This is a genomic window from Cupriavidus sp. CPT47-8839-RL05A (assembly GCF_058792255.1).
The window spans coordinates 191798-208233 of the sequence record NZ_JBYTEG010000011.1; the positions used below are offsets into that span (position 1 = coordinate 191798).

Genomic DNA, 16436 nt, shown 5'->3' on the forward strand with positions numbered 1-16436 from the left:
GCGCTGCCATGCCGCGCCTGTTCATTGCCGTGGAAGTCCCGCCCGCGCTGGCGGCATGGCTGCTGTCGATCCTGCCGCCCGCGCACGGTGTGCGGCCGGCAGCGCCAGAGCAAGTCCACCTGACCCTGCACTTCCTGGGTGAGTGCAACGTGCCTGGCGCAGCGCTGGAGGCCGCGCTCGACAGCATCCGCGCACCTGCCTTCCTGCTTCAGGCAGCCGGTACCGGGCGCTTTCGCAGCGGCCAGGGTTCGGTGCTGTGGGCAGGCCTGGCGCCAGGTCCCGGCCTGGACGCGCTGCGCGCCCTGCATGCCGACGTCGGGCAGGCGCTGGCCGGGGCCGCGGGCATTACCCCGGAGCGGCGGCGCTTCCATCCGCACCTGACGCTGGCGCGCTGCAAGCCGTCCGTGCCCGAAAGCGTGCTGCGCGCGTGGCTCGATACGCACCGTAGCCTGGCCAGCGAGCCTTGGCAGGTGCAGCGGCTGGTGCTGTTCGAAAGCCGGCTCGGCCCGCAAGGCCCCCAGCATCTCGTGCGCCAGGCCTGGCCACTGACGCAGGCCGGCACTACGCCAGGTTGCTGAGCCCCAGCGTTACGCCCAGCCCGCACAAGGCCGAGCCGATGGTGCGGTCCAGCAGCCGCTGGCGCCGCAGCATCGCCGCGCGCAGTGCCGGCGCGGTGAACACGCACGCCACCAGGCTGAACCACGCCAGGTGCGCCACCGACATGAATCCGCCATAAGCCCATTGCACCGGCACCGGCGTGTGCACATCGACCACCTGGGTGTAGGTGCTGACCACGAACAGCGTGGTCTTCGGGTTCAGCGCATTGGTCAGGAAGCCCATGCGCAGCGCCGCCCACGGCGGCAGCGTGCGCGCACCTTGCAGGTCTACTGCCAGGGCCTCGCGGTTGCGCAGCGTCTGGATACCGATCCAAACCAGATAGGCCGCGCCCAGCATCTTCACCACCGTCAGCACGTTGTGCGCATGGGCCATCAGCAGCCCCACCCCGAATATCGTATAGAGCACATGCACCTGCACCCCCAGCGCGATCCCGAGGGCGCTGAGCAGGCCGGCGCGGCGGCCGTACAGGTAGCTGTTGCGGGTGACCATGGCGAAGTCCGGGCCCGGACTGACAACGGCCAGCACGGTCACGGCGGCGACCGCCAGGGATTCGGCGATTGGGGGCATTTTCTGTGAGGTTACGTTACAGTTATCCGGAAATCGCCACATCGGGAGATCCGGGCGTACCCAATTCTGCGTGCCGGAAAGCGCCGCAACAACCGATATATACTCGCGCAATTACGTGAGAAAAACTGACTGATGCACTGGCTGGGCTGGATCCGATTCTTCGAGGCCGCGGCGCGCCACGAAAGCTTTGTCCGGGCGGCGGAGGAACTGCACCTGACCCATGGCGCGGTCAGCCGGCAGATCCGCCAGCTGGAGGACACGCTGGGCGTGGCGCTGTTCGAGCGGCGCAACCGCGGGGTCTTCCTGACCGAGGCGGGGCGCACGCTGTTCGCGGCGTCGACGCAATCGATGGAGGTGCTGGCCGGCGCCGCCGCGCGCATCCGCACGCAACCGCCGGGGCGAGCGCTGGTGCTGTCATGCGAGCCGACCATCGCCATGCGCTGGCTGATCCCGCGGCTGCCGCGCTTTGCCGCGCGCCATCCCGATATCCCGCTGCACCTGATGGCAGCAGGCGGGCCGATCGACTTCACCCGCAGCGGCGCCGACCTGGCACTGCGGCGCAATGACTTTGCCTTCGATGCGCGCTGGCATGCGCGCGAGGTGGCGCAGGAACGGGTGGGGCCGGTGTGCCGGCCGCAGCTTGCGCAGGGGGCAGCCACGGTCCCGGCGCGGCTGCATACGCGCACGCGGCCCGAGGCATGGCAGCGCTGGCAGGCGGTGCGCGACGATGCCGCCCCCGTCGTGCAGTGCGACGGCGACGCCTGGTACGAACATTTCTACCTCAGTCTGCAGGCCGCCGCCGCAGGGCTGGGCTGGGCCATGGCCTCGCAGCTGATGGCCGCGGACGAGATCGCCGATGGCCGGCTGGCCGCGCCGTTCGGCTTTGTTGCCGACGGATCGGCCTATCATTTGTTGTCGCCCGCGCCGTTTGAACACGACACGCGCCGGCTGGTGCTGCTGGCGTGGTTGCGCGAAGAGGCGCAGGCAACGCTTGCGGCGCCGCCACCGGACGCCTGAAAGCGGCGTGCGCGCTACCCCCCGGAAGTCTGTGCTCAAGTTCTGCCACAGATCTGCCGAAGTGAGAGCATGCGTCTTGCCGGGCATCGGGACACGCGCTTAACATGCGCGCGGCCGGCAGGCCGAAGCCCCCGTAACCGGCGATCCCAGCCACTCCAGATGTTGCGTGAATCCATGAATCAGCACGATGCCTCCGGGCCAGCCGATAACGGCGCCGAATCCGACATTGAGCCGGCGGATGACCGTTATCGCCTGACGCACAACTCGCAGATCGGCACCGTGCTGCGCGACCTGTCCTGGCAGAAGTGCATGCTGAGCGTGCGCACCCGCACCGGGCACCAGTTCGTCACGTCGGTCCTGCACGTCGACCCGGTCGACCGCACCTTCGTGTTCGACTGGTGCAATGCGGAACCCGAACGGATGTCGCTGATGACCTCGGATGAAAATGCGTTCTCGGGGCTGTTGCGCGGCGTGCCGGTCAACTTCGTAGTGGGCCGGCCGGGCGCCACGCGCTATGAGGAAGGCCCCGCCTTCGTCGTCGAATTCCCCGAGAAGCTCTACCACTTCCAGCGCCGCCGCCATTTCCGCGCGCGCACGCTGGTGACGAGAGGCTACCGCTGCGAGATCCACATGTCGGACAAGACCGTGCTGGGGCTCGATATCGCCGACCTGTCGCTGTCGGGCGTGGGTCTGCGCTCGAAGACGGTCTCGGCAGAGCACCTGCCGGTCGGCACCACGGTCGGCAAGTGCCGGCTGGACTTCCGCGAGCTGGGTAAGCTTGAGCTGGACCTGCAGGTGGTTGGCCACTGGCTGGTGGGCCATGACGACAGCGCCATCCACCATTTCGGCTGCGCCTTCATCCATCCGGACGGGCGCATGGAGAACTTCCTGCAGCGGCTGGTATTTGCGCTGGAACTGGCGCACCGGGGCTGAAGCACCGGTGCCGAGGCCGCGCAACCCGGGCCCGGCTTACCTCATTCCCGTGCGGCTGCCTGGGTAGTCAGCGGCAATCAGGAGCCGATCAGCCGGCCGATTGCCGCCGCGGCTTCGCGTATCGGCGGCAGCAGCCGCGAGATCATCTCTGCTTCAGAGACGCGCGCCGCGCGCACGCTCACGCTCAGCCCCGCCAGCACGATGCCCGAGGCCGAGCGCACCGGCACCGCCATCGCGCGCAGGCCCGGTTCCAGCTCTTCATCGACGATCACGTAGTCCACTTCGCGGGCGCGCTCGAAGCACGCTTCCAGCTCCTGGCGCGAGACCTTGGTCTGCAGCGTGCGCGGGCGCAGCTCGGCATGCTCGAAGAAGCCGTCCAGCACTGTGGCGGGCTGGTGCGCCAGCAGCAGCCGGCCGTTGGAGGTGCAGTAGGCCGGCAGGCGGCTGCCCATGCCTAGCGAATAGTTCAGCACCCGCTGCACTTCGGAGCGCACCAGGTACAGGATGTCGGTGCCGTCCAGGATCGCCAGCGTGCAGGTCTCGTGGATGCGCGCGCTCAGGTTGTCCAGGATCGGCTGCGCCAGAGACACCAGCGAGGTCGACGAGAAATACGCGTGGCCCAGGTGCAGCACGCGCGGCCGCAGCGCGAACTGCCCGTCCTGCTGGCTGACGTAGCCGAGCTGTTCCAGCGTATAGAGGCAGCGCCGCACCGAGGCGCGCGACAACTGCGTGCGCTGCGCCACCTGCGAGATCGTCAGCGGGCGCTTGCGTTCCGAGAACGCCTCCAGCACGGTCAGCCCGCGCGCCAGCGACAGCATGAAGTTGGGATCGCCGGCAAAACTGGCGAGCAGGTCGGCCTGGGGCCGGGCAACGCGGACGGTGTCGGCCTGTGCATGGCCAAGACCGAGGGGGCGGAGGACATCCATTGGGAGGTGTGTTGTCTGGGCTTGTTGTCCGATAATCGCGCAATCTTAAACCGGCTGGCCGCCAGGGGCCAGCCTTTGCTGCATTCGCGCATCGCCCGCATGGCACGCGGGCCGGATGCTGCACGGCATCAACGCCCGCGTCGCTCCGCGATCTCGTAGAGCGCCATGCCAGCCAGCATGGCGCCGACAAAGCCCCAGGCCTTGGCATAGCCGGCACCCAGCGCCACCAGCGCCGGGCCCGGGCAGAAGCCCGCGAGGCCCCAGCCCACGCCGAACGCCGCGCTGCCCAGCACCAGCCGCGGCGTGACCGCGGCCAGCGCCGGCCACTGCATCGGCAGCCCCAGCCAGGAGCGCTGGCGCCGGCGCGCCAGTGCGAAGGCCACCACCCCCACCAGGATCGCGCCGGCCATGACAAAGGCGAGCGACGGGTCCCAGGCGCCGGCCAGGTCGAGAAAACCCAGCACCTTGGCCGGGTTGGCCATGCCGGACAGGATCAGGCCGATGCCGAACACCAGCCCGGCCAGCAATGAGAAGAGCATGCCCATCGGTCAGCCTCCCAGCCAATGGCGCTGCACCAGCACCGTCAGGAAGCCCGCCGCCATGAAGGTCAGCGTGGCGGCCAGCGAGCGCACCGAGCCCCGCGACAGGCCGCACACGCCGTGCCCGCTGGTGCAGCCGCCGGCGTAGCGCGTGCCGATGCCTACCAGCAGCCCCGCCGCCAGCACCTCACCCCAGCCGGCATCGATTTGCGCCGCGGGCATGGCATCGAACGCGCCCGCCAGCCATGGCGCCAGCAACAGCCCGATCACAAAGGCGGCGCGCCACGCGCTGTCGCCGTGCGGCAGCTTCAGCAGGCCGCCGACAATGCCGCTGATGCCGGCAATGCGGCCCAGACCCAGGATCATCAGCGCCGCCGCGAGGCCGATGACCAGCCCGCCGGCCAGCGACAGCCACGGCGTGAAATGGGTGAAATCAATCTGCATGGGAGGAGGCGCGCGAAAGGGACGCAGTGCGGCCGCAAGTGCAGCCCGAGGCCCGGATTATAGGCGCCGCATGCCAGGCGGGCGCCCAAAAAAAAGTCGCCGCTGGGGAGCGGCGACCGGGGAAGGTCGTCATTCAAGAGGGGTCTTGGTGACGTAAAAAGTATAGACATTTGAATTAAGACATTACATACAACTTTGGTAGGGTGCGGCAGGCTCACATTTGGTGGGTGCTTATGCTGGCCGGCTCAGAAGGGTTTGCCCAGGAACAGGTAAAAGCTGTATGTGCCTGCGGCGGCGCGCCCATAGGCCAGGTAAAGCGGGCCCAGCGGACTGTCCAGCGCCAGGAAGACCGAGCCCGATTTGAGCAGCCCGGTCGGGCTCCCCGGCACCAGCGGGTCGCCCATGCGGCCCGCCTCCAGCGAAAAGCCTGCGTACACGCCTTGCAGCAGGGTCTGTCGCGCCAGCTTGTTGTAGTAGACCAGCCGCGCAAACTGCAGGTTGCCGCCCAGCAGCTGCCCGGTGGCATAACCGGATTGCTGCAGGAAGCCGCCCCACTGGAACAGGTCATAGCGCGGCAGCGGCTTGCCGCCGATATTGCTGCCGACCTTGAAGGCCAGCGAGACCGTGTTGTCGCCGAACGAGTGGGCATAGATGCCATCCGCCTGCGCCTTGACATAAGCCTGGTCGGCACCCAGCCCCGGCTGCGAGCCGTAGATGTGCAGCCGGGCCGCATAGCCGAAGCGCGGGAAGTCGACGCTGTCGAGCTGGTCGAACAAGAGCCGCCCGGTGATGGCGCCGCGCCGGATATTGCCCGGGCCTGGCGACAGCGACTCGGGGCCGGTGCTCAGGGTGGCGTGCTCCGTGCCGGTCTGCACGCCCACGCGCAGCTCGCCGTACTTGGTGAACTGGCTGCCGGCGTCCAGCGCGATGTCGAAGCGGCGCAGGTCGTAGGTGGCGATGCGCGTGCTGCCCTGGAAAACATTGACCGGGCGCCGCTCCAGCTCGATGCGCGGCGCGATAAAGAAGTACTGGCGCGTATCCAGCGGCTGGTAGAACTCACTGATCAGCGACGAGGTCTGGCCCACCTGCGCATCGGTGCGCCATTCGGCGCCAAGCGCATTGAGCCAGGTGCGCCGGTAGCTGCCCACCAGGTTGAAGTAGGCATCGCCGCGGAAATCCGAACTCAGCCCGAGCCCGAAGCGCAGGTAGTCGGGACCGTAGGATTTCTCCACCGCATTGACCGCCAGCACGCGCTTGCCGGGCTCCTCCAGGATGCCGTAGTTGACGTGCTCGAAGTCGCCGGTGCCGAACAGGCGGCGCATGTCCTGGTCCAGCGTGGCCTGGTCGACCGGCTGCCCGGGCTTGGTTTCCATCACTGCGGTGGCGTAGTCCGGGTTGACGCGCTGCAGCGGCGCCAGCCTGATCTCATCGACCGGGCGGGTGTCAGGCGGCTGCACCGCCTGTTGTCTGGCGCGCAGTTGTGCATATTGCGCCGGCGGCAGCGCCAGCGGCGCGAGGCGGTCGGCGACCTTGCGCGCGGCAGCCTCGCCGATGGGGATGGTTGCCGGCAGGTGGTCGAAGTCGGTCGCGGAAAAATCGCCCAGCGCCGGCTCGATCAGCACGTCGGTGGGCCGCAGCGAGGCCAGCGATGCACGCACGTTCTGCTCGGTCAGGATATTGAGCATCTGGCCGGTCACGCCGATGATCGAGGTCAGTTCCTCACGCTTCATCAGCGGCGTGCCCAGGTTCACCGCGATCAGAATATCGGCGCCCATCCTGCGCGCCACGTCGACCGGCAGGTTGTCGGTCAGGCCGCCGTCGACCAGCAGCCGGCCCTCGTACTCGGCCGGCGCCACCGCGCCCGGCACCGACATGCTGGCGCGCATCACGTTGGCCAGCTCGCCCTGGCTGAACACCACCGGCGTGCCTGCCACCAGGTCCGTGGCGACAGCGCGGTAGGGAATCGGAAACTGGTCGAAGTCCCGGTAGCCGGGCACCTTGGCCAGCTGGCGCAGCACGGTCTCCAGCTGCACGCCCGAGACCGCGCCCTTGGGCAGCAAGAGGCCGCTGGCCTGCACTCCGATCTCGGGCGTGAACAGGTTGGTGAAATCGTCCTGCTTGCGCCGGATGGTCAGGTCCTGGCGCGGCGGGCGCTCCTTGAAGATCTTGTCGGTGCTCAGGCCGCCGACCAGCCGCTCCATTTCGGCGGGCGCCATGCCGGTGGCATAGGCGCCCCCCACCAGCGAACCCATGCTGGTGCCTGCGATGCAGTCGACCGGGATGCGCATCGCCTCCAGCACCTTGAGCACGCCGATATGCGCCGCGCCGCGCGCGCCGCCGCCCGAGAGCACCAGGCAGATGCGGGGGCGCGCGCCTGCGGCCCGCTGCGGCGTGGCCGCCGCGATCTGGTTTGCGGGCGGCTCGATCGCCGGCGCCGCCGGCATGGAGGCCGGCTCAGCGGCCAGGACCGCGCCCGCAGCCAGTGCCGGGGCCGCCGGTACGAGCAGTTTGCGCAAGCAATGGAATGGGGCTGCCTTCATGGCACCGTGGGTTCGCAATCGGTTCGCTGTCGGCCGCAGCGGGCGGCAGTGGCCCCGCCCGGCGGCCGCCGGGCGGGGAGGTCTGGCTATCTTCGGGCAAAATGCTGCATGCAGGCCGCCCACTCGCGGCCGTGCAAAAACAATTCATCACGCCGTTCGGAAGCGTGCAGATCGGCACGCGACCCCGCGGTGCCCTGCACTAGGATGGATACAGGTAAGGTGCTTGGGGGGTGCATGTACGGTTATTTCTTTTGCCAGACCGCTGCGGGACAGCTCACGCTCATTCCCCGCGAGAAGGACTGGATGCTGATGCTGGGCAATGGCGTGATGGGGAGGTTCCCGGATGCCCAGGCAGCGGTGGATGCCCTGCACGAAGGCACACTGCGGGTGCAGGGGCGGCGCATCGATGCCAGCGCGCTGGGCGTGCCGGCACGCGCGCACGACTGGCTCTACCATGTACTGAGCCGCTGACGCGGCGTACCGGCGGACGCGCTGTCCCGCCAAAGGGGAATCGCCATGACTGCCCTGGTCGAGTGGGCCCGCGAGCATACCTGCCGGCTGTTTCCGATGTCGGCCGAATACCACCGCAGCGACGGCAATCAGGTGCAGGTCAGCTGGCAGGCCGAGCCGGCCGGCTCGCCCGGACGCTGCCGCCTGAGCGCGGCCCTGCAGTTCGACCAGAGCGTGATCGACGCCGTCTACCTGGCCGACGCCGCCGAACTTGCCCGCATCGGCGCCAGGCTGGCCAGCGTGGTGTCGCGCCGGCTTGCCGAGGACGACATCGCCTGCCTGGCGGGCACGGCGCTGGTGATCCCGGTCGGCGAGGGGCTGCTCGGCCACTGAGGGGTCCGGCGGCAGGCCGGGGCCGGCGGGAATATACTGGCGGTTGATCCGCCAATGCGCCTGTTCGCGAACTGTCAGTGTCCCAAGCGTCCCCCGCCGTGCCCCCCGACGACCCCCGCCCGGTGCCGCCAGAGCGGCCCGGCGATGACGAGTGCTGCGGCTCCGGCTGCGATCCCTGCATCTTCGACTACTACTACCAGGAGATGGACCGCTACCGCGAGGAGCTGCGCGCCTGGGAAGCGCGCCAGGCGGCGCGCCATGCCGAGGATCCGGCAAATTGAGCGAGCCGCTGCAACCCCCGCACCCGACGTCCGCCCTGTTTGATTTCGTGCAGCGCCACCCGCGCCTGTTCGTGCTGACCGGCGCGGGCATCAGCACCGATTCCGGCATTCCCGGCTACCGTGACGCGCGCGGCCAGTGGCAGCGCTCGCAGCCGATCACGCTGCAGGCCTTCCTGGGCTCGCACGCGGGGCGCCAGCGCTACTGGGCGCGCAGCATGCTGGGCTGGCCGGTGGCGTGGCAGGCGCGGCCCAATGCCGCGCACCATGCGCTGTCGCGCCTTGGCGCGCACGGCCGGCTCACGGCGCTGGTCACGCAGAATGTCGACGGCCTGCACCAGCGCGCCGGCAGCGAGGGCGTGATCGAACTGCATGGCAGCCTGGCCAGTGCCATCTGCCTGGACTGTGGCACGCGCCATGACCGGGCCGGCCTGCAGGACTGGCTGCTGGCACAGAACGCCGCGCTGCGCGACGTGATCGCCGAGCCCGCCGCCGATGGCGACGTGCATTTCGAATCGCCGCTGTTCGCGCAGTTCCGCGTGCCCGAGTGCGGGCGCTGCGGCGGCATCCTCAAGCCGGACGTGGTGTTCTTCGGCGAATCCGTGCCGCGCCCGCGGGTCGATGCCGCCCGCGCGGCGCTGGAAGCAGCGGATGCCATGCTGGTGGTCGGTTCGTCGCTGATGGTCTATTCCGGCTACCGCTTCTGCGTCTGGGCCGGACAGATGGGCAAGCCCGTGGCCGCGCTCAACCTGGGCACCACGCGGGCGGACGCGATGCTGGCGCTGAAGGTGGAGGCCGGATGCGCGCCGACGCTGCAGGCGCTGGTGTCCCGGCTGGAGCAGCGCACAACAGAATCGCGTTGACGCGATGGCCGCACAGGCATAGCATCGCCGGACTACTTCTTCGAAGTCTTCAATTCCCACCATGACCGCAGACCGCCAACGCCCCGTCAACGCCGCGCCCCCGGGCCGCGCGTGGCCATGCGTGCGTCGCCAGCCTGCGTTCACATCTGTCGCGCCGCCGCCGCGCGGCTGACGGGCACGCCCCCCAGCCTCATTCGTCTCCGGTAGTCCCGCATCCGTGTGCCTGCGCGCACGGCAGCCGCACGCCTGCGCGTGCTGCCACCGTGCCATGGCCGCATGCGCGTCGCCGGAGCCTGCCAAGCTGACGACAGATGACATCCATGACAACCGACAAAGACTGCGCGGCGCAATTCGACGCCGCCGCCGGCACACGCGCCACCAACACCTCCGCCTGGGCCACGCCCCTCTTCGTGCTGCTGTGGAGCAGCGGCGCCATCGCCGCCCGGCTGGCCCTCGACCACGCCACGCCCTTCGCCTTGCTGACGCTGCGCTTCGCGCTGGTCTGCGCCGTGCTTGGCGCGATCGGCCTGGCCAGGCACCGCCTGCTGCCGCCGCGCGGCGAGCGGCTGTACACCGCCGTGACCGGCCTGCTGCTGATCGGCGGCTACTCCGTCTTTTACTTCCTTGCGCTCGACCACGGCATGACGCCCGGTGTGCTCGCCACCGTGCTCGGCGCCCAGCCGATGCTGACGCTGCTGCTGACCGAGCGGCGCTTCAGCGCCGCTCGCATGGCGGGCCTTGCCCTCGCGCTCGCCGGGCTGGCCATGGTGGTGGCAGACAGCCTGCTGCCGGCCAGGCTGTCGCTGGCAGGCGTGCTGTGCGCACTGGCCTCGCTCGCCAGCATGACCGTCGGCGCCATCCTGCAGAAGCGCATCACGCGTGCACCCGCGGAAGTGCTGCCGCTGCAGTACGGCGCGAGCCTCGCGGCCTGCCTGTTGTGCCTGCCGTTCCAGCCCTTCGCCTTCGATGCTTCGCTGGCTTTTGCTGCGCCGCTGCTGTGGCTGGCGCTGGTCATTTCAATCGGCGCGACGCTGCTGTTCTACCGTCTGATCCGCGCTGGCAACCTGGTCAACGTCACCAGCCTGTTCTACCTGGTGCCGGCGGGCACGGCGGTGCTCGACTACCTGCTGCTGGGCAACCGGATGGCGCCGCTGGCGATGGCCGGGATGGGTGCGGTGCTGGCGGGGTTGGGGGTGGTGTTCAGAGGTGGGCGGGGTTGAGGCAGAGGAAGAGGGAGCGAGCCTGGTCCGCAGGCTATGCCTACCGCTGCTTCACCTCAACCCGCACCTCATCCTTGCCCACGGTAATCGCCCCCGGCTCCACGTCCTTGCCGCCGACGCGCAGTTCCTCGGGCTTGAACGTATAGACCGGATAGTCCTTCAGCAACTGCTGCGCGACCACAGCGCCGATGGCGTTGAGCTGTTCGCGGTATTGCCCCATGCCGGCGACTTCCACCTGCTGTACGGTCGGGTTGTCGAGCAGCACCGCGCGTTTGGCCGGGTCGTAGCGCACGCCGCTGTTCAGCGCAAGCTTGCCGTCTACCGGCGGGGAGGGCAGCAAGGCGTTGGTCAGGCGTGCGTCGACATGGGTGGTGACGCGGTTGTTGGCCTCGTCCAGCACCAGCCGGGGATGGCTGAGCTGCACGCTTACGACATCGGCGTAGCGCAGCGTGGCGGGGAAGCGCTGGTCCAGCGCGGTCTGCAGTTCCTGCCGGGAGAGGGAGTACTCGCCGGTCCAGATGTTGTAGCCGGCCAGCGCCGAGGAGGCACCAGCGACGCAGGCGGCGGCAATCAGCAGGGAAGGTTTCACACGCATGTGGCGGATGGGGCGCGCCTGTCGAGGGCGGCGGTGGATGGGTCAGCCAGTCAGACCGCGCGGGCGGGGTGGCGTTCCGTCACATCGGCGATCGGCCTGCATGGCGCGGGCCGCGTCGATCAGTAGTGCGGTGGGATTTCCTGCTGGGGGTCGGCTTCGGCCGCGGTGGTGGCGGCACTGCGCACCTGCTGGTACAGCGCGCGGAACTGCTCCTGCAGCAGGTCGATCTGTTGCTGCTGGCGCGCCACGGTGCTGTTCAGGGTATCAAGCAGGTCTTCCTGGAAGGCGAGCTTGATTTCGAGTTCGTTGATGCGATCGTCCATGGCAAGGTTTCTCCGGCAGGCGGCGCATTGTAAGCCCATACGCTCAAAGGGCGCGTCGCTGCCGGGAAACTTGCGCGATGTGCCGCTTACTTCGGTGCCGTCAGCAGCATCCACATGATGCCGAAGCGGTCGGTGACCATGCCGAACTGGTCTGCAAAGAAAGTCTTGTCCAGCGGCATCACTACCTGGCCGCCTTCCTTCAGGCTGTTGAAGGCCTTTTCGACCGCGGCCTTGTCAGGGTAGTTGATCGACAGGGCGAAGCCATGGAAGTTGGGCTGGTTCGAGCAGCGGCCGTCGGAGGCCATGATCACGCTCTCGCCGATCTGGAACTCCATGTGCATGACCTTGTCTTCGGTGCCGGCGCCGGGCTGGCAACCCTCGCCGCCCTTGTCGGCCTCCGGGTTGTCCTTGAACGTCATCCGCATGTTGACCTTGGCGCCGAGAATCTTCTTGTAGAACTCAACGGCTTCATCGCAACGGCCTTCGAAAAACAGATAGGGCTGGACTTGCATGACAACTCCTGTAGGTAGGCCGCCGCTCGGGCGGCCGTGGATATCGGCATGGCGCGCGAATCAGGCGGCGCGCTGGCAACTGGCGCATGCTTTTGTGTACGCCGTCCACAATACCTTAGCAAAGAAAATGGACGACGTCCACATTAAATGGGCGGAGTGTGTGCGGACCGGATGGCGGGCGGGAAGCCCACGGTGCTGCACTAGAATGGCCGCGACACCACCAAGCGCCAATCCTTTCGACCGTCCCGCCCCAAACGGAGTTGCCTTGCGTTACGAACTGACCGACCTGCGCCTGTTCCAGGCCATTGCCGATGCGCAAAGCCTGTCAGGTGGCGCTTCGGCCACGCATATCACCGCGTCGGCGGCGAGCTACCGGCTGAAGAACCTGGAGCACGCGATGGGCACGCCGCTGTTCTTGCGCACCGCGCGCGGCATGGAGCTGACGCCGGCCGGTGAAACCCTGCTGGTTCATGTGCGCGAGCTGCTGCTTGGCGTGGAGCGCATGCATGGCGAGGTGGGGCGCTTCTCTGCCGGGCTGAAGGGCAATATCCGGCTGCTGGCCAACAGCAGTTCGCTCAACGGCTTCATCATCCCGAGCGTGAGCCGCTTCCTGCTGGCCAACCCGGATGTGAACATCGACCTGGAGGAGCGCGCCAGCCAGTCGATCCTGGCGGCGGTGGCGGCGCATGAAGCCGATGTCGGCATCCTGGCAGGCGATTTCCAGACGGGCGGTGAAGCCACCGGGGTGCGCTCGGTGCGCTACGCGCGCGACGAGCTGATCCTTGCGGTGGCCGCCGATCACCCGCTGGCGCGCGAGCCTGAAGTGCGCTTCGGCGCGGCGCTGGCCTTCGACTTTGTCTGCATGAGCCGCACCAGCAGCAACTTCCTGTTCCTGCGCGACATGGCGCAGCGCGCGGGCAAGGCGCCCAACGTGCGGCTGCATGCGCACAGCTTCGATGCGGTGCTGTCGCTGGCCGAGGCCGGCGTGGGGGTGGCGCTGGTGCCGCGCAGCGTGGCGGCGCAGGCCTTGCGCGAGGCGCGCGTGGTGGGGGTGCGGCTGGCCGAGCCGTGGGCCCTGCGCGAACTGAACCTGATCGTGCGCGCCGACGGCAAGCTGCCGGCGTTTGCCGAGGCCTTTGTGCAGTTCCTGCTGAACGATCCGCGCGTGGTGGCCACGCGCGAAGGCGGCGCCGTGGCAGCCACGGCGCCGTAAGCACTTTCCCCGCGCTTCAGCGCTTGCGGTTCAGGAAGGCGGCCATGTGCTGCTGCGGTTCGCCGGTGTCGAAGGCGCTGCCGAACTCGGTCACGCTGTTGTTGATCGAGACTTCCAGAGGCGCATCCTCCCACTCGCGCAGCAGGCGCTTCTGCTGGCGCACCGCGGCCGGGCCAAAGCCGGCCAGCAGCGCGGCCACGCGTTCGATTTCCAGATCCAGCTCCGCCAGCGGCACCACGCGGCTCACCAGCCCCCACTGCAGCGCCTCGGCGGCATCGGAGATCTCACCCGTCAGCAGCATCCATGCCGTGCGCGCATTGCCGATCAGGCGCGGCATCAGCGCGGCGTGGATCACCGACGGGATGCCGACCTTCACTTCCGGCATGCCCAGCTGCGCGTTGTCGGCGGCGATGCGGATATCGCATGCCAGCGCCAGTTCCAGCCCGCCGCCCAGGCACCAGCCCGGCATGCGCGCGATCACCGGCACCGGCAGGTGGCGCACGGCATCGCACAGGCGGCGCAGGCCGCTGATGAAGGCCTCGGCGCTGGCGCGGTCCAGCGCGGCCATCTCCTTGATGTCGGCACCGCCGACAAAGCCTTTCTCGCCGGCGCCGCGCAGCACCAGCACGCGTACCGCGTCATTGCCGGCCAGCGCTTCGATGGCGCGCGTGAGCGATGCGATCACCGGCGTGCTCAGGATATTGAGCGAGCCCGCCTCGCGGATGGTGACGGTGGCGATGCCGCGCGCGTCGATCTCGACGCCGGCGTGCGGTTCTTGCTGAAGTGCGCTCATGTCGTTCCTTGTGGCTTACTGGAGCTTGGTGAAGTGGATGTCCTCGACGACTTGCTTCCAGTGCGCATTCTGCGCCCGGATCAGGTCGCCGAAGGCCTTGCGCGAAGTCGGTGCCGGGATCGCGCCTTGCTTTTCGATGGCGGCGATCACATCCGGCTCGGCCAATACCTGGCGCACGGCGTCGTTGAGCTTGTCGAGGATGGCTGCGGGCGTGCCTGCCGGTGCACCAGGCCGAACCACGACGGGTTGTTCATCGCCGGCAGGCCGGCCTCGGCGTAGGTCGGCACATTGGGCAGCACCTTCAGCCGCTGCTTCGCGGCGACCGCCAGCGGCTTCAGGCGCCCGCCCTGGATCAGGCCCGACGACGACGGGATATTGTCGAACACCACCTGGATCTGGCCCGCCACCGCATCGTTGAGCGCCGGGCCCAGTCCCTTGTACGGCACGTGCAGCATGCGCGTGCCGGTGGCGTTCATGAACAGCTCGCCGTTCATATGGCTCAGCCCGCCGTTGCCGGACGAGCCGAACGAGTACTTGCCGGGGTTGGCCTTCAGCAGCTTGATGAACGATTGCAAATCCGTGGCCGGGAACGCCGGGTTGACCACCAGCACGTTGGGCACGTCGGCCAGGTTGCTGACCGGAGCGAAGTCCTTGACCGGGTCGTAGGCGGTCTTGAGGTAGACGTTGGGATTGACCGCGTGCGAGCTCTCCACCTCCATCACCAGCGTGTAGCCGTCGGCCGGCTGCTTGGCCGCGTAGGCGCTGCCAACGGCGCCGCCGGCGCCGGGGCGGTTCTCGACCACCACCGGTTGCCCCAGCACCGGGCCCAGGCGCGTGCCGACGATGCGAGCGATGATGTCGGTGGTGCCGCCGGCGGCATAGGGGACGATCAGCTTGATCGGCCGGTCGGGATACGCGGTGGCATGCGCGGCGCCGCTTGCGCATGCAGCCAGCAGCGCGATGGCGGTGAAGGTTGGTTTCATCGGTGTCTCCGTCTCGGTGTTTTCGGTCTCGTGGGTAGCTGCGCGCCGTTCAGCCTGCCGGGCTGTGTTCGCCCAACAGCGGCGGCGGTGGCAGCGGCAGGTCGTGCCCGGCCAGCATCGGGTTGCGCACCATGGGTACGCGGCCCATGACGGGGTGTTCGGCCATCTGCATCAGCCCGCGGTGCTGCACCTGCGGGTGGGCAAAGACTTCGGCCATGGTGTGGATCGGCCCCCAGGGCACGCCGGCCGCATCGAAGGCATCGGTCCACGCAGCGCGGGTGCGTGTGGGGAAGAGATCGGTCAGCAGGGCGCGCAGCGCGGGCAGGTGTTCGATGCGCGCGGAATTGGTGGCATAGCGCGGGTCGTGCGCAAGATCCGGCATGCCGGCAACGGCGCAGAAGCGCGCGAACTGGCTGTCATTGCCGATCGCCAGGATCAGGTGGCCGTCGGCGCAGCGGAACACCTCATAGGGCGCGCAGTTGGGATGGGCGTTGCCGCTGCGCTGCGGGTTCTGGCCCGACACCAGGTAGTTGGCGGCCTGGTTGGCGTTCATCGCCACCGCGACATCGAGCAGCGCGATATCCAGGTGCGCACCCAGCCCGGTCGCCTGGCGCTGGTACAGCGCGGCCAGGACGGCGGAGGTGGCATACATGCCGGTGCTCAGGTCGACCACGGCGACGCCGGTGCGCAGCGGCCCGGCGCCGGGCGTGCCGTCGGGCTGGCCGGTGTAGCTCATCAGCCCGCCCATGCCCTGGAATACATAGTCGTAACCGGGTTTGTCCGCCATCGGCCCGCTCTGGCCGAAGCCGGTGATCGACAGGTAGACCAGGCGCGGGTTGAGCGCCTTGAGCGTGTCGTAGTCCAGCCCGTAGCGGCGCAGCGTGCCGACCTTGTAGTTCTCGACCAGCACGTCGGCCTCGCGCGCCAGCTCACGTACCTGCGCCGCGCCCTCAGGCGTGCCGTAGTCGATCGCGACCGAGCGCTTGCCGCGGTTGCAGCAGATGAAGTAGCCGGACAGGCGCTGGGTGTCGCCGCTGCCCTCGGGCGCTTCCAGGTAGGGCGGGCCCCAGCCGCGGGTATCGTCGCCGCGCTCTGGGTGCTCGACCTTGGTCACCTCGGCGCCCAGGTCGGCCAGGTTCTGGGTGCACCAGGGACCGGCCAGGATGCGCGACAGGTCCAGGACCCGGACTCCTTCCAGGGCACGATGCAGCATGACGACTCCGCTTTCA

At 68.7% G+C, this 16436-nt stretch carries 19 protein-coding genes and 1 pseudogene; 9 read left to right on the top strand and 11 right to left on the bottom strand.

Annotated elements, in window-relative coordinates; translation table 11 throughout:
* Positions 1-8: 8 nt before the first annotated feature.
* Positions 9-578 carry an RNA 2',3'-cyclic phosphodiesterase gene (gene thpR, locus AC3WVS_RS15760; protein ID WP_492319402.1) on the top strand — a complete coding sequence of 190 codons (570 nt, stop codon included), beginning with the start codon at positions 9-11 and terminating at the stop codon, positions 576-578.
* Here the strand turns inward: thpR and AC3WVS_RS15765 are convergent.
* The gene (locus AC3WVS_RS15765; protein ID WP_492319403.1) at positions 562-1185 is read right to left on the bottom strand and encodes a LysE family transporter; all 624 of its coding nucleotides are present in this window, start codon (positions 1183-1185) and stop codon (positions 562-564) included. The genes thpR and AC3WVS_RS15765 overlap by 17 nt on opposite strands.
* Before the next feature lie 132 nt (positions 1186-1317).
* Here AC3WVS_RS15765 and AC3WVS_RS15770 point away from each other — a divergent pair, with 132 nt between their 5' ends.
* Both AC3WVS_RS15770 and AC3WVS_RS15775 read left to right on the top strand, forming a co-directional pair.
* Positions 1318-2202 carry a LysR substrate-binding domain-containing protein gene (locus AC3WVS_RS15770; protein WP_492319404.1) on the top strand — a complete coding sequence of 295 codons (885 nt, stop codon included), beginning with the start codon at positions 1318-1320 and terminating at the stop codon, positions 2200-2202.
* Positions 2203-2361: 159 nt separating this feature from the next.
* On the top strand, positions 2362-3135 hold the full coding sequence (locus tag AC3WVS_RS15775) for a flagellar brake protein (RefSeq protein WP_492319405.1): 774 nt from the start codon (positions 2362-2364) through the stop codon (positions 3133-3135).
* 77 nt (positions 3136-3212) lie between these two features.
* Here the strand turns inward: AC3WVS_RS15775 and AC3WVS_RS15780 are convergent, their stop codons facing one another.
* The 4 genes from AC3WVS_RS15780 to AC3WVS_RS15795 all read right to left on the bottom strand — a co-directional run bounded on the left by AC3WVS_RS15780 (position 3213) and on the right by AC3WVS_RS15795 (position 7584).
* Positions 3213-4061 (bottom strand): IclR family transcriptional regulator domain-containing protein, encoded by an 849-nt coding sequence (locus tag AC3WVS_RS15780; protein WP_013954068.1) that lies wholly within the window; start codon positions 4059-4061, stop codon positions 3213-3215.
* A gap of 128 nt (positions 4062-4189) precedes the next feature.
* Complete coding sequence (locus tag AC3WVS_RS15785; protein WP_492319406.1) at positions 4190-4606, bottom strand: DUF6691 family protein; 417 nt, start codon at positions 4604-4606, stop codon at positions 4190-4192.
* A 3-nt stretch (positions 4607-4609) separates the two neighbouring features.
* Positions 4610-5044 (bottom strand): YeeE/YedE family protein, encoded by a 435-nt coding sequence (locus tag AC3WVS_RS15790; protein WP_035819085.1) that lies wholly within the window; start codon positions 5042-5044, stop codon positions 4610-4612.
* A gap of 245 nt (positions 5045-5289) precedes the next feature.
* On the bottom strand, positions 5290-7584 hold the full coding sequence (locus tag AC3WVS_RS15795) for a patatin-like phospholipase family protein (protein ID WP_492319407.1): 2295 nt from the start codon (positions 7582-7584) through the stop codon (positions 5290-5292).
* Positions 7585-7818: 234 nt separating this feature from the next.
* Between AC3WVS_RS15795 and AC3WVS_RS15800 the strand changes: the two genes are divergently transcribed.
* The 5 genes from AC3WVS_RS15800 (at position 7819) to AC3WVS_RS15820 (ending at position 10788) form a co-directional block, all read left to right on the top strand.
* Entirely contained in the window at positions 7819-8055 is a 237-nt protein-coding gene (locus tag AC3WVS_RS15800; RefSeq protein WP_010811185.1) for a hypothetical protein, read from the top strand.
* Positions 8056-8100: 45 nt separating this feature from the next.
* Positions 8101-8427, top strand: coding sequence for a hypothetical protein (locus AC3WVS_RS15805; RefSeq protein WP_035823400.1), 327 nt, complete (start codon positions 8101-8103; stop codon positions 8425-8427).
* A 77-nt stretch (positions 8428-8504) separates the two neighbouring features.
* Positions 8505-8708 carry an oxidoreductase-like domain-containing protein gene (locus tag AC3WVS_RS15810; protein ID WP_492319408.1) on the top strand — a complete coding sequence of 68 codons (204 nt, stop codon included), beginning with the start codon at positions 8505-8507 and terminating at the stop codon, positions 8706-8708.
* Complete coding sequence (locus AC3WVS_RS15815) at positions 8705-9568, top strand: NAD-dependent protein deacetylase (RefSeq protein WP_492319409.1); 864 nt, start codon at positions 8705-8707, stop codon at positions 9566-9568. The genes AC3WVS_RS15810 and AC3WVS_RS15815 overlap by 4 nt, the downstream gene beginning before the upstream one ends.
* Positions 9569-9888: 320 nt before the next feature.
* Positions 9889-10788, top strand: coding sequence for a DMT family transporter (locus AC3WVS_RS15820; protein WP_492319410.1), 900 nt, complete (start codon positions 9889-9891; stop codon positions 10786-10788).
* Positions 10789-10828: 40 nt separating this feature from the next.
* On the opposite strand, the gene AC3WVS_RS15825 is transcribed toward AC3WVS_RS15820, so the two are convergent.
* The 3 genes from AC3WVS_RS15825 to AC3WVS_RS15835 all read right to left on the bottom strand — a co-directional run bounded on the left by AC3WVS_RS15825 (position 10829) and on the right by AC3WVS_RS15835 (position 12218).
* Positions 10829-11383, bottom strand: a complete 555-nt coding sequence (locus tag AC3WVS_RS15825) for a DUF1439 domain-containing protein (protein WP_492319411.1) — start codon at positions 11381-11383, stop codon at positions 10829-10831.
* Between the two features lie 119 nt (positions 11384-11502).
* A complete protein-coding gene (locus tag AC3WVS_RS15830) occupies positions 11503-11706 on the bottom strand; it encodes a SlyX family protein (protein ID WP_010811191.1) in 204 nt (67 codons plus the stop codon).
* A gap of 86 nt (positions 11707-11792) precedes the next feature.
* Complete coding sequence (locus tag AC3WVS_RS15835) at positions 11793-12218, bottom strand: VOC family protein (RefSeq protein WP_492319412.1); 426 nt, start codon at positions 12216-12218, stop codon at positions 11793-11795.
* Between the two features lie 265 nt (positions 12219-12483).
* Between AC3WVS_RS15835 and AC3WVS_RS15840 the strand changes: the two genes are divergently transcribed.
* A complete protein-coding gene (locus tag AC3WVS_RS15840; protein WP_492319413.1) occupies positions 12484-13431 on the top strand; it encodes a LysR family transcriptional regulator in 948 nt (315 codons plus the stop codon).
* 16 nt (positions 13432-13447) lie between these two features.
* On the opposite strand, the gene AC3WVS_RS15845 is transcribed toward AC3WVS_RS15840, so the two are convergent.
* The 3 genes and pseudogenes from AC3WVS_RS15845 to AC3WVS_RS15855 all read right to left on the bottom strand — a co-directional run bounded on the left by AC3WVS_RS15845 (position 13448) and on the right by AC3WVS_RS15855 (position 16420).
* On the bottom strand, positions 13448-14224 hold the full coding sequence (locus AC3WVS_RS15845) for an enoyl-CoA hydratase (RefSeq protein WP_492319414.1): 777 nt from the start codon (positions 14222-14224) through the stop codon (positions 13448-13450).
* Positions 14225-14239: 15 nt separating this feature from the next.
* Positions 14240-15207, bottom strand: a pseudogene (locus tag AC3WVS_RS15850) (tripartite tricarboxylate transporter substrate binding protein).
* Between the two features lie 49 nt (positions 15208-15256).
* On the bottom strand, positions 15257-16420 hold the full coding sequence (locus AC3WVS_RS15855; protein ID WP_492319415.1) for a CaiB/BaiF CoA transferase family protein: 1164 nt from the start codon (positions 16418-16420) through the stop codon (positions 15257-15259).
* Positions 16421-16436: the final 16 nt, after the last annotated feature.

Excerpts from the sequence above, each read along its gene's own strand:
- thpR (WP_492319402.1), top strand. The coding sequence starts at position 9 with ATGCCGCGCCTGTTCATTGCCGTGGAAGTCCCGCCCGCGCTGGCGGCA.
- AC3WVS_RS15765 (WP_492319403.1), bottom strand. The coding sequence starts at position 1,185 with ATGCCCCCAATCGCCGAATCCCTGGCGGTCGCCGCCGTGACCGTGCTG.
- AC3WVS_RS15770 (WP_492319404.1), top strand. The coding sequence starts at position 1,318 with ATGCACTGGCTGGGCTGGATCCGATTCTTCGAGGCCGCGGCGCGCCAC.
- AC3WVS_RS15775 (WP_492319405.1), top strand. The coding sequence starts at position 2,362 with ATGTTGCGTGAATCCATGAATCAGCACGATGCCTCCGGGCCAGCCGAT.
- AC3WVS_RS15780 (WP_013954068.1), bottom strand. The coding sequence starts at position 4,061 with ATGGATGTCCTCCGCCCCCTCGGTCTTGGCCATGCACAGGCCGACACC.
- AC3WVS_RS15785 (WP_492319406.1), bottom strand. The coding sequence starts at position 4,606 with ATGGGCATGCTCTTCTCATTGCTGGCCGGGCTGGTGTTCGGCATCGGC.
- AC3WVS_RS15790 (WP_035819085.1), bottom strand. The coding sequence starts at position 5,044 with ATGCAGATTGATTTCACCCATTTCACGCCGTGGCTGTCGCTGGCCGGC.
- AC3WVS_RS15795 (WP_492319407.1), bottom strand. The coding sequence starts at position 7,584 with ATGAAGGCAGCCCCATTCCATTGCTTGCGCAAACTGCTCGTACCGGCG.
- AC3WVS_RS15800 (WP_010811185.1), top strand. The coding sequence starts at position 7,819 with ATGTACGGTTATTTCTTTTGCCAGACCGCTGCGGGACAGCTCACGCTC.
- AC3WVS_RS15805 (WP_035823400.1), top strand. The coding sequence starts at position 8,101 with ATGACTGCCCTGGTCGAGTGGGCCCGCGAGCATACCTGCCGGCTGTTT.
- AC3WVS_RS15820 (WP_492319410.1), top strand. The coding sequence starts at position 9,889 with ATGACAACCGACAAAGACTGCGCGGCGCAATTCGACGCCGCCGCCGGC.
- AC3WVS_RS15825 (WP_492319411.1), bottom strand. The coding sequence starts at position 11,383 with ATGCGTGTGAAACCTTCCCTGCTGATTGCCGCCGCCTGCGTCGCTGGT.
- AC3WVS_RS15830 (WP_010811191.1), bottom strand. The coding sequence starts at position 11,706 with ATGGACGATCGCATCAACGAACTCGAAATCAAGCTCGCCTTCCAGGAA.
- AC3WVS_RS15835 (WP_492319412.1), bottom strand. The coding sequence starts at position 12,218 with ATGCAAGTCCAGCCCTATCTGTTTTTCGAAGGCCGTTGCGATGAAGCC.
- AC3WVS_RS15845 (WP_492319414.1), bottom strand. The coding sequence starts at position 14,224 with ATGAGCGCACTTCAGCAAGAACCGCACGCCGGCGTCGAGATCGACGCG.
- AC3WVS_RS15855 (WP_492319415.1), bottom strand. The coding sequence starts at position 16,420 with ATGCTGCATCGTGCCCTGGAAGGAGTCCGGGTCCTGGACCTGTCGCGC.